Source organism: Desulfobulbus propionicus DSM 2032, from assembly GCF_000186885.1.
Lineage (GTDB): Bacteria > Desulfobacterota > Desulfobulbia > Desulfobulbales > Desulfobulbaceae > Desulfobulbus > Desulfobulbus propionicus.
In genome coordinates this window covers 493,477-508,773 of record NC_014972.1, presented here as the reverse complement: position 1 = coordinate 508,773, position 15,297 = coordinate 493,477, and the positions used below count along the sequence as shown (strand labels likewise).

Below are 15,297 nucleotides of genomic sequence, written 5' to 3'. Positions count from 1 at the left end.
TGGTTTATGCGCCCCCCTTGTAGCCCACTACGGGTACAGTAAAATTTTTTATTGTCGGGCTCGGCACAAAATAAAAACAGCCACTTGGAAAATATTTTCCAAGTGGCTGTTTTTTATGTTCTTCTGGCACGCCAGGAGGGATTCGAACCCCCGACCCACGGCTTAGAAGGCCGTTGCTCTATCCAACTGAGCTACTGGCGCGCTTGATTTTTCGCAGGCAATGTACCGGGGACGGTCGGAGAACGCAAGCAGTATGCCACAATTTTCAACGGACGAAACTGGCCGGAACCCTCGGCACAATGGCGGTTAGGGAGCGCCCCCCTCCTTGAGCAGCAACAGATAGGCGACCCCTTCCTCCTTCATCTGCCCCGCTTCCCACCCCGCTTGCTCGCCGGTCCCCCAGAACACATCGATCCGCCTCGGTCCCTTGAGCGCGGAGCCCGTATCTTGCACGGTGACAAAGCGGCGCATTCTCTGCCATCCGACCGCTCCGCCCTCTTTCATGATCGGCCGGCGGCTGTCCAGGAACAGGAGCGATCCGGGAGGATACCACTGTTGATCGGCAGCCACCGAGCGTCCGGCGGTCAGCACCTGATTGAGGCTGCCGAGCGCCGGTCCTGGCTCTCTCCAGTGAAAAAAAATAAAGGAATCGTTTTGTCGCAGAATCAGATCCCGTTCATCCGGGTGCTGGTCGATATAGCTCCGGATGCTGTCCATGGTGACATCGGCCAGCCGCATCCGGCCGGTATCGACCAGATATTTACCGATGCTGCGGTACTCGCGGCCATTGCTGCGGGCATAATGGACGCCTCGCAGGGAGCCGTCGACCAGGCGGATGATCCCCGAGCCTTGGACATGGAGCATAAAGGCGTCAAACGGGTCCTTGAGCCACACCATTTCCATCCCCCGCAGCAGGTTTGCCTGTTCGATCTCCCGCCGACTCCAATAGGGGACAATCCGCCCGTTTTCCTTTCGCCCAAGGACGTTCCTTTGCCCCGCCTGTTCCCGGACCAGAAGGTCATCGGGTTCGCGGTAGAGTGGATACAGATAGGGGGGGTGCCTAGAGAGGCTTCCGGCGAAAACCGGCTGATAATAACCGGTGATCAGCATCCGCCGTGCCGAAAGGGACTCGTCGTCAGGCCGGCCATGGACAGTCCAGACCGTGAAGTGCTCAAGGATCTGGCGGTGTAACTTTTCAGGATCTGGATTGGCCTGGATCAGGGTGCGAAGACGGTGGATCGAATCGATCAGACGCCCTACCGGTATCGTCGTATCGGCCACCCTGAACCGGGTGGCCGCAGGCAGGATGCGCAAGTGAGCCAGGCTTTTGTCCAAGGCCGGCTCGAGCCCATGCAGTTCGAGATCATCGATAAAAAGGGGAGGCGGTGCGGCCGCCGATGCGTTCCGAGTAGCCCAACCAATGAGCAGAATGGCGATGACCCCCACCAGAGCGCGCGCCACGGGACGGCCCTGACCATGGGCGGCGTGGCGTCTTCGCCGGGAGGCACCGGGGTGATCAGGCAAAATGGCGGGCAAAGGCGTCGAGGAAACGCTCCAATTCACGTTCCGGCAAACGATTGATCCCGGCAGCGGCGGCCCGGCCACCACCGGTTGGGAACTGGCGGCAGAGGTTGTCGGCGCCCAGGCGGGTGGCCAACGGCGCGCGCACACTGATCAAATAGCTGCCGTCCGCCTGGGGCAGGACCGTGGCATGGGCCTGTTCGGGCTGTTCGCGCGACAGTTGATTGGCAAAAACACCAACCACTCGTTTAGACCAGGCAGCCGTCGGCAGCAGGAAGACACGACCGCTGGTACTGGTCCGATACGGGGCTAGATCCGCGGCCCTGCGCATGTCTTCGCCGTATCCCCGGCGGAGCGCCGCAAGCAGGGTTGAATCGCGACCAAAGGCAAACGGATCGGCGAAGCGGTGTACCTCACGGTACAGGTCGGCGGGATGGACCAGAAGGTCCTCCTCCACCAACCCATAACCGTTATAGTTCAACAACCGACCGATATCCTTGAGCACAGCGGTGCGCGCATCATCCAAGCCGGTATCCTGCGCCTGTTGCTGCGCCACTTCATCGAGGTTGTCGCCAAAAGCGCCGACAAGTGCCCAAGGTCGATACGCCCCCTGCAACAAACGGTCAACGATCAACGAGGTGCAGAGCAGCGGCGAGGGGTCGATGTGCACCTCCAGCGCGTCGGACTCGGGAACGGCTCCGCTGTAGTGGTGATCGACGTACAAGATGCGGTTGTCGTGGCCCAGCAGCCGTTCCAGGGCGGCGCGGTTGCGGTCGAGCGAGACATCAAGCACGGTGATCCGATGGCCGTGCACCCCGGCCAGCCGATCAAGCAGAGCGATGTCCCGCTTGACTCCGGTGACTAGGCGGGCCTCAGGTTGCGGGATGTGAAGGCGCAGCTGGTGCAGGGCGCAGATACCGTCCGCGTCCCCATTGAAAACATCGATACAGTTCATGAGGCACCACAGGTTTCGGTGACGGGCAACAATCGCCTTGTTACTGGCCAGGGAAGTCAATGCCCAGGGGAGGGCCTATGTTGGCAAGGCGGAAGGTGATCATCACCGTTTGATCGCCAGGGGTGTGGTTCGAGGAGACCTCCACCGACCAGCAGGGCTGGATGTAACGCAGCTTGACGGTTTCCTCGATGGTTTCGTCGGTTTCGATCGCCCGTTCCAGTCCGTAGCCGGCGGCAAAATTGTACGGCAACAGATACCAGAAACTGCCTTTGACCGAATTGACGTCGGTGAGCTCGTTATACCGGTAATCAAGGGAAAACCTGTCCCCGGCGGAGCTTGCGTAATCGCTGTCGACGGAATGCAGGTAGGCGCCGTCGCCGTACACGTCGATGTAGGTGGTGTACTTGAGGCGCATTCGCTCGATCGGATACCAGCCGGTCTCCGCCATGACCGGGGTCAGCGGCGTATCGCTTTCCTCGCTACGCATGTCGTAGCCTTGCTTGATCTTGAAAAAGGCGTATTCCCGCTCAAATGCACGGCCGTTGCGCTCGCCGGCAATGTCAAAGAAATTGTTGATGCCCACATAGAGGGTATTCTGTTCTTCCAGATCGTCGATCGGATCAAACTGCGGCAACACTTTTTCGTCGGGAATCTCGGTATAGCCGTAGGCAACATAGGGCCGCAGGGTATGGCTCAAGGTGTTGACATCGCCGAAGGAGACGGAAAAATCCCGCATCAGGGTGGTGGCGAGTTCACCGTCAAAATTGTAGAGCAACCTGTTTTCCGAATCGGTCTCCTCCCAGTCCGAGGCGCCGTTGTCGCGAATCGTGTAGCCGGTATCGCGGACGCCGCCGCTGACATAGCTCTCGAGATAGGGACTTAGTGGAATGCCGGCGGTCACCGTGGGCATCAGATCGATTCGCTGGGCGCCCACGCCCTCTTCCCGCCAGTAATTGGTGTAGTTGGCGTCCCAGGAAAAATCGGGGCCGCTGCTGCTGGCCAGGGGCACCAGACCCGAATAGGTCAGGGATGGCAGTTTCCAGGGCTGCGAAGGATTGTCCGCGCTGTAGACCCGTTCGCTGACGTCATTGACCGCGACAAATTCGCCCAGCAGGGCGGTGGCACCATTGTCCCAGTTCCGCAGGGTGGCTAGGGAATTTTCCCGATAACGATTCGATTTATCGGTGAACCCCCGGCCGAAGACATCGAGGAATCTGTCCTTGCTGGCGGTGAAACTGGTAGCGCCGGTATTGAACTCCCGCAGGTAGTCCAGGTCGGAGACGATATCCAGATCCAACCGTGTACTCCAGGGCCCCTTGTCATGATCCGCCTTGCCGCGAATCCAGTAGCGTTCGGAATTGGTGTGGGTGAAATCGCCGTCTTCGTAATAGTCCACCTCTGAGGGATCGGACAACTCGTCTTCCAGATAGTTGCCCATGAGCATGCCCTTGCTGTCTTCATCGAGGACATAGCGGAATTCGGCGCCACTCATGAAGCCCCGGTTGGCGAAATACCGGGGATAGAGGGTGATGTCGCTGCTCGGGGAGAGGTCGATGAAGAAGGGGGTTTCCAGGCTGAATCCGTCGCGATCCGACATGAACACCATGGGAAAGAGAAAGCCGGTCTGGCGCTTGCGCTTGGCAGGCAGCACCATGACCGGCGAATAGAGCACCGGGATATCCTTGATGCGGAAGGTGGCGTGCTTGAGAAAGGCGTAGCCGCCATCGGTGAGTTCCGTCTCGGCGGCGGCGAAACTCCAGGGCGGGACTTCCCCGGGGTGGAGTTTACAGGTGACCACCCAGCCGTCTTCGATATGGTAGGTCAATTCACCGGTTTTCTCGATCACTTCCCCTTCGAAATGCAATTGCTTGTCCTGACGGACGACCACGGCACTTTCAAAGCGTCCGGTGGATTTTTCCAGATCGATACGGCCGGAATCCGCGGTCAGCTGGTCGGGACCGACGTCGATCAACAAATGGCCCCTGGTTTCCAGGACCCCTTGGGTAATGTCATAGCTGACCCAGTCGGCCTTGACCGTGGTCACGGTTTTCAGCTCGGTGGTCGGTTTTCCCTGCTGTTTGGCTGTATTGCCGCTGGGCTCGTCTCCCAGCAGGTCGCTCCAGGGTGATACCTTGCGCGACGGGACGGCACTCACCGGTTCCTTTTTTTCCAGGATCACGTTGCCTTCGGCCTCGATACGGGGAGGATTTTCGTATCTGGTCATTTTATCGGCGGTAATCTCCCACTGTCGGGCATCCACCGACACGGCGGAGGCTTGAGCAGGACAGAAAACAAGGCAGGTGAAGAGCGGAAAAAGCAGTGCAAGGATCGGGGAGGATGGAATGGTAAACTGCACCTCGATCGGCTCCTTTGAAAAGAGGACAAGACAGGAGGACGGACGCGCAGAAAGAAGCCGTGCGCGCATTTGGTAGACCTCAACTGGTTGGAGCGATTAAAGAAATGAAACAACAATAATCACTGATAACAGGGCCGAATGTACGTGTCCGCCAGATTTGTGTCAAGCGAAAAGTCGTAGATTTGCCTTGCGTCACCGTGGAAATTGGTTTAAGTATCCGCTGTCACTATCGGGTCTAATGACTTGATTTTCCAAGGCTTGCATCATCCCCTTATCCATGCCTTTCACAGCGGCATCAACACGCACAGCGCTGCATGAAATGTATCTTCGGCCCGGTGAATTCCCGGCGACTTGGCCGCTCCCTCGGCATCGATCTTTTTCCGAGTAAAATCTGCAATCTCAACTGTATCTACTGTGAGGTGGGCAAAACCGCCGTTCCTGTCGGCCAGCGCGGCACCTACGCCGACCCGGCCGGAATTGCCGCCGAGATCGATGCAGTGTGCGCGGACAGCCGAAGGATGGCCGAGGTGGATGTACTGACCGTCACCGCCAAGGGCGAACCGACCCTGGAACGCGGTCTCGGGGGCATCCTGCGCCACATCAAGCAGAAAACGACTAAACCGGTGGCTGTGCTGACCAACGGAACAACCCTCACGGATCCGGAGGTGCAACGGGACCTGATGGCTGCGGATTTGGTTATTCCCTCGCTTGACGCGGCGCGCGAGGACAGCTTTCGCCGCGTTGACCGGCCAATCGACGGCCTCGCTCTGGATGCGGTCATCGCAGGATTGACGAGTTTCTCCCACGCCTACCCGGGCAAACTCTGGCTGGAAATCTTGCTGGTGCGCGGCGTCAATGACCGGCCCGAGGATATCGAGGCCCTGATTGAAGCGCTCCGGCCAATGCGCATTGATCGCATCCAACTCAACACGGTCGTCCGGCCGCCCGCGGAACAATTCGCCCTGCCTGTGTCCAGCGAGCGTTTGACCACCGTTGCCCGCGCCCTGCACCAAGCCCTTGCCCTGCCGGTTGACCTGCCCTTTGTCGCGGAAGCGGAAGGGACTGCGCCGCTACAGGTGCAGACGGACGAACCGCTCCCCACGCCGGCTGCCGATGGAACATCTCCGGAGGCACTGGTGCAGGAAATTGTAGAAATGGTCCAACGGCGGCCTTGCACCGCTGCTGACATAGACCGGACCTTCCATCTCGGCGGTCCGGATAAAGTTGAGCAACTCCTTGAACCGCTGATACTTTCTGGTATCCTGCAGTGGCAGGATCACGGCGACAAGCGCTTTTATCAGCATGCCCGATGAGGCGGCAGCCAGGCGCGACTCCTTTGCAAGGGGCACGCTCCTGCTTGGAGTAGAGGACGTTGCCTGAAAAAATTACCCACAGGAAACGAATGACAGCAAACGATCCCAACGAAAAAGACGAAAAAGAAAGAAGAGAAAAAGCCCCACCAGCGCGCAAGGCGAAAACCGGCGCCTGGTGGAAAAGCGTGCCCCGCGCCGCATCCAAGGAAAGCGTCAAGATGGTTGCTCCGTCAGACGCTGCTTCCCTGGAGCCTGCCGAAGCGCAGCCTGACCAGATGGTCCTTCCTCTCCCATCGTCACGATCCGACGCCGAGGGGCAGATCGCATCCACCCTGCCCCCTGCCCTTGAATCACCCTCGGAAACTCCTCCGGCCGGCGACGCCCTCGCGGCCGCGCCCTCTTCGGTTGTCGCGCCATCGGAGGAGGCCGAGCCGGTCGTGATCGAACCCGATTCCCCGCCTGCCCCGGTCGTCTCGGCAGCATCGGTGACCGAACCGGCCGAATCGGCCTCCACGGAGACGGTCGAGAACGTCTCCCAACCGGTTGCCGCCGCTGCGGACAGCGCGGCCTCCGAAGAACAGGGTCCGGCCTTGGAACCGTCGGACGACGGCGAACCCGGCGAGGAAGCGGCCCTGCCCAAAAAAAGGCGGCCACGTCGAGGCGGGAGGAAGCGCGGCAAACAGGCGGAAGCAGCCCCTGGCGAGGACGCACCAAGTGCCGAGGAAACGGACAGTGCCATCGCCCCCATGATCGAACCGGACCGCGATGAGGACGAGGAGACAGACCGGGTCGAGGACGAAGAATCTGAAATTCCGCAAAAGGCTGCCACCTACAAACTACTGATCAATGCCGAGGAACCGGAAGAGTGTCGCATCGCCCTGGTGGAAGACGGCCGGCTGGAATCCTTCCATGTCACCACCATCGATCGCGAACCGACCAAGAACAACATCTACAAAGGCCGGATTGTGTCCATCGAGGCCAACCTGCAGGCCGCCTTTGTCGACATCGGCACCGGCCGCAACGGCTTTTTGCCCTTCAACGAAATCCACCCCGAATACTACCGCCAGGATGTCAACGAACGCTGCCGCAACCTGATCGCCCAGCACCAGTGGAAAAAGCTGAAGATCGAGGAAGTGATGCAGAAAGGCCAGGAAGTGCTGGTCCAAGTTGTGAAGGAGGTGACCGGCAACAAGGGCGCCAACATGACCACCTACCTTTCCCTGCCCGGCCGCTGCCTGGTGCTCATGCCTGGCAGCGACAGCGCCGGCATCTCGCGCAAGATCGTCGGCGAGGAACGGCGGACCAACCTGCGTGAGATCATGAGTGAGTTCGAGATTCCCGAGGGCATCGGCTACATCATCCGCACGGCCAGCGCCGAGACCACCAAGGCCATACTCGAAAAGGATCTCAACACCCTGCTCGAACTGTGGGAAGAAATCAAGAAACGTGGCCAGACCATGGATGCACCGGCCTTAGTCTACGAGGAACAGGACACGGTTGTCCGCTTCCTCCGCGATCATTTCTTTCCCGAGATCAAGGAAATTCTGGTCGACACCGAGGAGTCGCTCGATAATGTCAACGCTTTCATCGAGCAGCTGCCGGCCAAGCAGCGCCAGGTTAAGGTGCGGCTGCATCGCAGCGCCAAGCCCATCTTCAACCAGTACAATATCGAGGAGCAGATCGAGTCGATCTTCAAGCCGCAGGTGCCCCTGCCCTCGGGTGGCTCAATCGTGATCAATCCCACCGAGGCCCTGGTGGCCATCGACGTCAACTCCGGTCGAACCTCGAAAAACTCGGATTTTGACGAGACAATCTTCCTCGCCAACATGGAGGCGGCCGCGGAGCTGGCTCGACAGCTCAGACTGCGCGACCTGGGCGGCCTAATCGTGGTCGACTTCATCGACATGCGCAATAAAAAGCATATCCGCGAGGTCGAGCGCCAGGTGAAGATGAGCATGAAGCGCGACAAAGCCAAGGTCGACATCAGCAAAATCTCGCGCTTTGGCCTGATGCAAATTTCTCGGCAGAAAATGGGCGCGCCCATCGAGAAGGGCAGCTACCGGACCTGCGAGTATTGCCAGGGCCGAGGCACGGTACGCTCGGTGGAAACCCTGGCCCTCTACTATCTCCGCCGCATCCAGACTGGCATCACCCGCAAGAAGGTGGGCCGGGTCGAATGCCGTTTTCCCCTTGATGTGGCCCAGTACCTGCTCAACAAAAAACGAGCGGAACTGGCCGAGCTGGAGGCCAAGCACCGGGCACGGATCGATATCATCCCCAGGGTGGAGATGAAACCATCGGAACATCAGATCGACTACCTCGAAGCCGAGGGTGGGCGCTGACGCTCGGCCACGGCCAGAACATAGCCAAGCGGGCGTTCAAGCAACACAATGAAAGAAAGTGCTTGAATATCTCCCCGGTTCAGAGTATATGAGGAAACCGTTTTGCGCCTGTAGCTCAGCTGGATAGAGCGCCGGACTACGAATCCGTAGGTCGGGAGTTCGAATCTCTCCAGGCGCGCCAGAAAATCAAGGGTTTAGAGTTCATTCTCTAAACCCTTTTTTTTTTGGTGCTACCTCGGTGCTACCTTTGAAAAAAATCATGGCCGCCACAGGGCAAAAAAAATCCCCTGCCGGTGATCCGGTCAGGGGGATAAACAGGCAGAACGTTACTTTTCGTGACCACCCATGGACTCCGCTTTTTCAGGCTCAGGTTTTCTCTAGTTCCCATGGGGTTTGGTTCTCCACCAACCTTAACATTTCCCAACATCTCAGGGGCTCCGCTTCTTTTTGGGACAATTCCCATTGAGCGCGGCACATCGCTTGCCCTCTTCGGTGGTCGGGCCGGTGGATAGGCCGCCATGCAAAGGGCAACGGCCATTCTCGTAAATATCCAACCGCTTGCACGGTGTGCCCTTCCTGGTCTTTGCGCCGCAGTATCGACGGGCAAGTAGTTCTTCAAATGTGTATTTCATGGCGTCACCTTTTTATGGAGGGGAAATGGAACAACCACCACAGGCTGTTCAATTTCGCGCCCACCACCTCGTTATTCTGTTGAAACAGTGTCCACCTTCCAGGGCTCATTGTGAAACCTCAACTCTCAAGATAATAGCCAGAAGTGGCCGAATTGCATCAAATAGCGCTTTTCGCTCCTCCCTGCTCCACCCATGCCGCTGTTCCGTTACAACTTCCCGCAGGGCCTCGACATGGGGCACTGTTGCCGCTGGTATCTGCTGCTTTTTCTTTCTCATTTCTTCACCTCTTTCATGATCCGTTTTTGTGCCTCTTCGACGGCCTCCACCAGATCGACAATCTTGTAGTGCTGCCACGACTTGCCGGTAGTTACCCATGCTTGGCCGCCCTGGCGTTTCAGGTGGACGGCTAAAACAGAGAGACGCTTGTCGAGTTCGACCGGGTTCACTTCTCTTTCTCCGGGCACCTGCTCATTGTGTCGATCCGATCCCGCCGCCAATGTCGTTCATCAGTCTCCCAGCAACACCATTGCATCGTTCCCACGTCCGGCACATCTAACCGGTGGTAATGGTCGCACCTGGCGTTGCACCAGTTCGGCAGGGTGGGCCGGGTGGCCTGCATTTCTCCAGACGGTTTTCCGCTCAACAGGTTGATGATTTCCGTCTTGTGCTGCTTCAGGAGTGGCCGCCAACGATTAACCGCTTCCTGTTCACCGATCGCCTTGAGTGATCCGGTGGGGGATAGATTGACAACCAGACCATCAGTGACTGCCGCCTCGATAATCGCCCGTGCGTTCATATCTCCACCTCAACCTTGTTATCTTTCGGGAGGGGGTTTCTATCCGCAACACCGCAACAATTACGATTAAACAACAACTTGTCATTGTTTTTATCCGCAACGTTTCCGCAACGTTGCTTTGCATCCGCAACAGGTAAACGCCCATCAGTCAAGGGTTGTGGCGGTGTTGCGCTTGGAAGGGGGGGAGGGGTCAAGTAGCGTGAAAAGGCTTCTGAAAACTGATCCCGCATGAACCCCTTGGGGGTGGTTATCCCGAGTCTGATCGTGTTGCTGCTGATGCCGTAACCTTTCAGCTTGTTGGCAAGCTGCCGGGGCTTGATAGGGTTCCCCCGGTTGTATGTTGACCACACCTTTTCGTCATCTTCGCATAGGGCTTTGATAAGGTCCGCCGTGCTGATTCTGTCCGTGTCCCTGGCCTCGAATATCTCTTGAATGTCGGCCAATAGCTCCGTGCCGATTGTCTGCGCCGCGCTTTCGGTGCCGGATAGTTTCAAGGCTGCCGATGTGCCGATCTCCAACCATTGACCACCCGCAACCATGGCGATTGCCAGCAGGGGTTCCCAATTGTCTTGTGCCCGGTCGTTCAGGCTTGCCGGTAATGGCGGCCGGGCCTGGCGCACCTTCTCGCTGTAATCCTCAGCAAACCGGGCCAGCCTTGACCGCAGGTTGTGGAATAGGTTAGGCTCCGCATACCGTAGCCGGTCAACGGATTCATGGGGAAGTTTGCGCCGCAGTTCCAGAATAACCGCCCGGTCCATCAGCGTGTCGGCAATGTGACCGATACCAGCAATGGCCTTCGCTCCCCAGGTGTTGAATTTGGTCGGGGTGAAGGTGTCGCCAACAGTGCGGATAACATAGGCCGAGTCCCTGGTGTGGCCGCTGTTGATGATCCCGCGCAGTTCCTCGTTGTCCTTCATGAAGGCGTCCGCTTCGTCAATCAGCAGAGTGGGGCTCCATGCGTCAATGGCACGGTACAGGGCCGCCGGTGAAATGCTGCTGGCAGTGATCGACCTTGCGGACAACCTCCCCAGCAGGAACAACAACTGAGATTTGCCACACCGCTTTTCAGGTGCGGTAATGACCGCCAAGGGGGCAACCTGCACCACATCCATGAACCACGTCATCGCAGACCATAGGACTACAGTGTGGGCCACCTCTTTTGAACAGACGATGAACCGCTGAATGGTGCCCGTAATATCAGCCAAGAGGTGATTCGGGTTGACCGGTACGGGCCACGGGTCTGATTCGTCAAAGGGCAGATCGTTTTCCCCTTGGCCTTTCTTGGCCTCCTTGACGGCACGGTCAAGGGCAGTGGCTCGGATTCCCAAGGCTTCAGCCGCCGCCTTCCGTTTCAGTTCGTATTCAACAGGGGACAACCCCGCCAATAGTTGAACCATAGCCGCCGGGTCAACACCTACCTCTTGTCCGCGCTCCTGATCCTCTGCCGGGGCTTCACCCTGGCCGCCGTGCTGATTCTCCGCTGGTACCGCCTTCTCTACCGCTGCCCGCACCGCATCCGCGCCGCGCTCGTTGAGCAAGTCCCAAAAATCGCTTTTTATGTCCATGCCTGGAAGGGCCAGCAGGCCGCCGACAGCCAAGGCCGCCTTGGTGGCCGCTTCGATACCGGGGTTCTTGTCGGTGCCGTCCCTCCGGTCATCATCGCCACAGACAACAACCGGGTGGCCCGGTAGCTTGTCCTTGACGATTCGGGCAACTGCTTCCAGGTTCCCGGCGGTCATCGCGCAGGCTACCGGGTGGCCGGTGGCTTCATGGATCGCGGCGCCGGTGGCGAAACCTTCCACGATACAGACCGGTGCGCCCGGCTGGGGTTTGTCGCCAATGGAAAAATACAGGCCCTTGGTCCGACAGCCAGCCGGGGAAAACAGCTTGCCGCCATCAGGGCCGATGGTTTGCAGTGCCCATATCCCACCGAATTCATCCCGCATAGGCACAAGCAGCTTGTCGCCTTCCTGGCGGGTGCCGTGGGGATTGATGTTCTTTTTGGCAAGGTGCGGGTGGGCAGGGTTCGCCGGCGGGGCCGCCTCCCATCGTTTCCTTGCCTTGGCCGCCGCCTGCTGCTGCCCCTGGCGCTCTTTGGCCTCCCGATCATTCCGCCGCTTGGCCGCTTCCGCCTTCATAGCCTCAAACTCTTTGCGTGAAGTGGGGTTGCCGGTATCAATTCCCAGCCAACTTTCCAACCACCGCGCAGCTTCTCCTTGCTCGCAACCGTGGACAGCCGCCACAAGGGAAATCGGGTCGCCACCTTTGACGGTATCAGCAAAATCAGACCATTTTCCCGTCTCGATATTCACGCTCATGGATCGACCAGGACCGCCGGTCACGTCTCCGCATTGATATTCACGGCCACTGATCCGCCCGCCCGGTAATAATTCCGGCAACAAACTTTCCATATGGGAGAGAGCCGCGCTGTTGACTCGCTCAAAATCAATCATGCTTCATCCCCCCTTTACGAATAATCCACTCAACTATGGCAACGGGCAGCACTCCACGGACGCCCAGCCAAAAGATTATGGCTTTGACACGTTGACGATTTTTCCGCGCCATCGTTCAGACCTCCGCAGGGGAAACGGTCCGGGATTCGATGAACGCTTGAATGTCTTCCAGCCGATAACGGACAAGCCGACCGGATTTGACGTACTTAAGGGGGTAACGGCGGGTGGTCCGCCAAACTTGGAGTGTGCCGACGGTAACGCCCAGCATGGCCGCCGCTTCTTCTGGGGGAAGGAGATTGCTTGTTGTTCTCGTTTTTTGGATCAGTTCCATTCTTTCACCTCATAGTTCAGGTTGACGGGTAATCCGTCGTTCATGTGGCGAAAGTACGGTTATTTTTTCCTGAATAGTGGCATTTGCCAAAAAGAAAAGGCATTTGCCAAAGTGACAAATGCCTGTATATGTGGACGAATATTGAGAAACCGCCCGGCGAAAAAGTGTATTTTTCTGTTATTATTCCTTGTTTTCCCCTATTGCCTCGAAGGCTTGCTTGATAATGGTCTTTCGTATCGTGCCCTCTTTGATGCCGTCAGTGGTAAAATTGGCTGCGGCAAGATCACGCATGAATTGATCCTCTACAGCCGTGGCATTTACTTTCCCACCTTTGAAATATGCTGGGGCTTGGTATTTCATCGAAAGGAGCGCACCGATTACCTTCAACAATGTTTTTTCCCGCTTCGCAGATAAACTGCCTTGGTGGTCCACTCTAGACTGATTGCCAGTGAGACCATGCCGCACCTCGAACGATTCAACGTCTTCAAGGCGAACAAATAGATTTTTTAGTGAAAAGGTAAAAGGCTCTGGTGTACCGGTTGCCACCGCGATACGGGTATCTTTGCTTCCATGAAGACAATGAACCTGCTTAACCGTTGCCTCTCCACAATTTAACCTTAATAGTGAAAGCTCTTTTCTTACTGGCCGTGATTCAATTTTATCGAAAAGAAAACGTGTGGGGAGCATAAATGGATCTTCAATATCGGGGTATTTCCTGTTTCGTTCTTCATCAGAAAGCAGGATATAGCTTTCCGGCACGGCGAACTTATCGTTAAATTCTGCCCAGATTATCAGTTCTCCAGATATGCCGAGCTCAAGAACATATTCAGGAGTTTTGTTCCATCGAGCACATAACTCTTCAATGAAAAATCTTTGTGGCTCCGGTAATCCCATCCTCTGCGCTCCTGTAGCGCCCTGGTGTAGATCGCGGGGAAACCGCCCCAGGATAGGCGGCTTGTCGAGTGCCCTCTATCCCCGCAAAGCAAAAGCGTTACTTCTTCCCGCTGCCACCCGCATCAAGCATGTGCGCCTTGGCCGGGCCTACTTGCAGTTGGAAATCATCGGGGACGCCAACGTCGTCCCGCAAAGCAAAAGCGTTACTTCTTCCCGCTGCCACCCGCATCAAGCATGGCCGCCTTGGCCGGGCCTACTTGCAGTTGGAAATCATCGGGGACGCCAACGTCGTCCCGCAAAGCAAAAGCGTTACTTCTTCCCGCTGCCACCCGCATCAAGCATGTGCGCCTTGGCCGGGCCTACTTGCAGTTGGAAATCATCGGGGACGCCAACGTCGTCCCGCAAAGCAAAAGCGTTACTTCTTCCCGCTGCCACCCGCATCAAGCATGTGCGCCTTGGCCGGGCCTACTTGCAGTTGGAAATCATCGGGGACGCCAACGTCGTCCCGCAAAGCAAAAGCGTTACTTCTTCCCGCTGCCACCCGCATCAAGCATGGCCGCTGCCGCCGTCTCCATGGCTGTACGTACCGGGTCAAGGTCAAGCCGTGCATAGATGCTCGTGGTGGATGCGCTCTTGTGGTTCAGGCTCTTGCCGATGATTGGCAACGATGCGCCGGTTTTGGCCTGCCAGCTTCCCATGGTCCGCCGTAGGTCATGGATGCGTGCGCCCTTGATCCCGGCGGCCTGGCATATCCGCTGCCATGCTTTCTTGGGTTCAACGAGGTGGCCGGTCTTGCCGGGTCCGGGGAAGACGAAAAAGGAAGAGGTGGCTTTCCGGCGGTCTTGCAGGATCTCAAGGACCGGGCCGACCAGGGGGACGTTTTGCGGGGTGCCGTTCTTGGTTTCAGCAATGCGCCATATTTGGCCCTTAAGGTCAAGGTCAGACCATCGCATCGAAAGGACGTTTGCCCGCCGGGCACCGGTCAGCAGGGCGACAAGGAAGAAGTCCCGCGCTGTGCTGTTGGGCTCCTGTTCCAGTGCTTGAAAGAACCTTGCCAGTTCATCGCCAGAAAGGAAGCGGTCCCGCGCCTGCTCGGAAAACTTCTTGATCCCCCGGCAGGGGTTAAGGCTTTCATAAAGGCCGTATTCAATCCCCCTGCCGATGATACTTGAAACAAGGGCAAGAACCCGGTTCGCGTGGGTAGGTCTGTCTTTGCCGATGCTGGAATGAATCGCGGCAATGTCCCCTTTCGTGATCGTAGACAGCCGCTTTTTCCCAAAGCTGGCAAGGTGCCGCTTGAAATAGGTTTCATCCTCCCGCCATGTTTTCTTGCGGGGCTTAGCGTGCCGTTCAAGGTATATCTCAAACAGGTCGGCAAAGGTCATTTCCTGCCGCTGCTGCTTTAGCTTGTCGTTCGGGTTCTCGCCATTGGTCAACGATACCTTGATTTCCCGTGCCTTCTTCCTGGCCTGCTCCACGGTCAATTCTGGGAAGGTGCCAATGGTCACACGAATAGGCTTGCCCATGTGTTTCTTGTAGAGTTGGAAGGTTTTACGCCCGCTCTCGGTGATCTGTACCAGCAGGCCGGATTCTTTCGCGTCGTATATGTACCGGCGATTTCCCCCTTCCGGTGCTACCATCTGTTCGATTGCCGCCTTGGTGAAGTTGACCTCTTCCCGCGCCATTTCTGGACCTCCCGGCTTG

At 57.6% G+C, this 15,297-nt stretch carries 12 protein-coding genes and 2 tRNA genes; 3 read left to right on the top strand and 11 right to left on the bottom strand.

All coding sequences use genetic code 11. The annotated features are described in order from the left end of the window. Nucleotides 1–124: 124 nt before the first annotated feature. From DESPR_RS02385 to DESPR_RS02370, 4 genes are all read right to left on the bottom strand, one after another. Nucleotides 125–201: transfer RNA gene (locus DESPR_RS02385), tRNA-Arg, on the bottom strand. Between the two features lie 105 nt (nucleotides 202–306). Next, nucleotides 307–1,461 (bottom strand): murein transglycosylase A, encoded by a 1,155-nt coding sequence (gene mltA / locus DESPR_RS02380; RefSeq protein ID WP_015723217.1) that lies wholly within the window; start codon nucleotides 1,459–1,461, stop codon nucleotides 307–309. A 55-nt stretch (nucleotides 1,462–1,516) separates the two neighbouring features. Further along, entirely contained in the window at nucleotides 1,517–2,476 is a 960-nt protein-coding gene (locus tag DESPR_RS02375) for a hypothetical protein (protein ID WP_015723216.1), read from the bottom strand. A 40-nt stretch (nucleotides 2,477–2,516) separates the two neighbouring features. Continuing rightward, the gene (locus DESPR_RS02370; RefSeq protein ID WP_169701511.1) at nucleotides 2,517–4,700 is read right to left on the bottom strand and encodes an LPS-assembly protein LptD; all 2,184 of its coding nucleotides are present in this window, start codon (nucleotides 4,698–4,700) and stop codon (nucleotides 2,517–2,519) included. Between the two features lie 446 nt (nucleotides 4,701–5,146). Here DESPR_RS02370 and DESPR_RS02365 point away from each other — a divergent pair, with 446 nt between their 5' ends. The 3 genes from DESPR_RS02365 to DESPR_RS02355 all read left to right on the top strand — a co-directional run bounded on the left by DESPR_RS02365 (nucleotide 5,147) and on the right by DESPR_RS02355 (nucleotide 8,668). After that, entirely contained in the window at nucleotides 5,147–6,145 is a 999-nt protein-coding gene (locus DESPR_RS02365; protein WP_015723214.1) for a radical SAM protein, read from the top strand. A gap of 89 nt (nucleotides 6,146–6,234) precedes the next feature. Then, the gene (locus DESPR_RS02360; RefSeq protein ID WP_015723213.1) at nucleotides 6,235–8,487 is read left to right on the top strand and encodes an Rne/Rng family ribonuclease; all 2,253 of its coding nucleotides are present in this window, start codon (nucleotides 6,235–6,237) and stop codon (nucleotides 8,485–8,487) included. Between the two features lie 104 nt (nucleotides 8,488–8,591). Continuing rightward, a tRNA-Arg gene (locus tag DESPR_RS02355) sits at nucleotides 8,592–8,668 on the top strand. A gap of 247 nt (nucleotides 8,669–8,915) precedes the next feature. On the opposite strand, the gene DESPR_RS17685 is transcribed toward DESPR_RS02355, so the two are convergent. From DESPR_RS17685 to DESPR_RS02330, 7 genes are all read right to left on the bottom strand, one after another. After that, nucleotides 8,916–9,119 (bottom strand): HGGxSTG domain-containing protein, encoded by a 204-nt coding sequence (locus DESPR_RS17685; protein ID WP_015723212.1) that lies wholly within the window; start codon nucleotides 9,117–9,119, stop codon nucleotides 8,916–8,918. 272 nt (nucleotides 9,120–9,391) lie between these two features. Next, nucleotides 9,392–9,565: a hypothetical protein gene (locus DESPR_RS18275; protein ID WP_015723211.1), complete on the bottom strand. Its 174-nt coding sequence runs from the start codon at nucleotides 9,563–9,565 to the stop codon at nucleotides 9,392–9,394. Next, complete coding sequence (locus DESPR_RS02350; protein ID WP_015723210.1) at nucleotides 9,562–9,915, bottom strand: hypothetical protein; 354 nt, start codon at nucleotides 9,913–9,915, stop codon at nucleotides 9,562–9,564. Before DESPR_RS02350 ends, DESPR_RS18275 begins: the two co-directional genes overlap by 4 nt. Further along, complete coding sequence (locus DESPR_RS16950; RefSeq protein ID WP_015723209.1) at nucleotides 9,912–12,368, bottom strand: DUF3631 domain-containing protein; 2,457 nt, start codon at nucleotides 12,366–12,368, stop codon at nucleotides 9,912–9,914. Before DESPR_RS16950 ends, DESPR_RS02350 begins: the two co-directional genes overlap by 4 nt. A 115-nt stretch (nucleotides 12,369–12,483) precedes the next feature. Further along, a complete protein-coding gene (locus DESPR_RS02340) occupies nucleotides 12,484–12,699 on the bottom strand; it encodes a helix-turn-helix domain-containing protein (RefSeq protein ID WP_015723207.1) in 216 nt (71 codons plus the stop codon). A 180-nt stretch (nucleotides 12,700–12,879) separates the two neighbouring features. Beyond that, on the bottom strand, nucleotides 12,880–13,593 hold the full coding sequence (locus tag DESPR_RS02335) for a hypothetical protein (RefSeq protein ID WP_015723206.1): 714 nt from the start codon (nucleotides 13,591–13,593) through the stop codon (nucleotides 12,880–12,882). Nucleotides 13,594–14,114: 521 nt separating this feature from the next. Beyond that, entirely contained in the window at nucleotides 14,115–15,278 is a 1,164-nt protein-coding gene (locus DESPR_RS02330) for a tyrosine-type recombinase/integrase (RefSeq protein ID WP_015723205.1), read from the bottom strand. Between the last annotated feature and the right edge of the window lie 19 nt (nucleotides 15,279–15,297).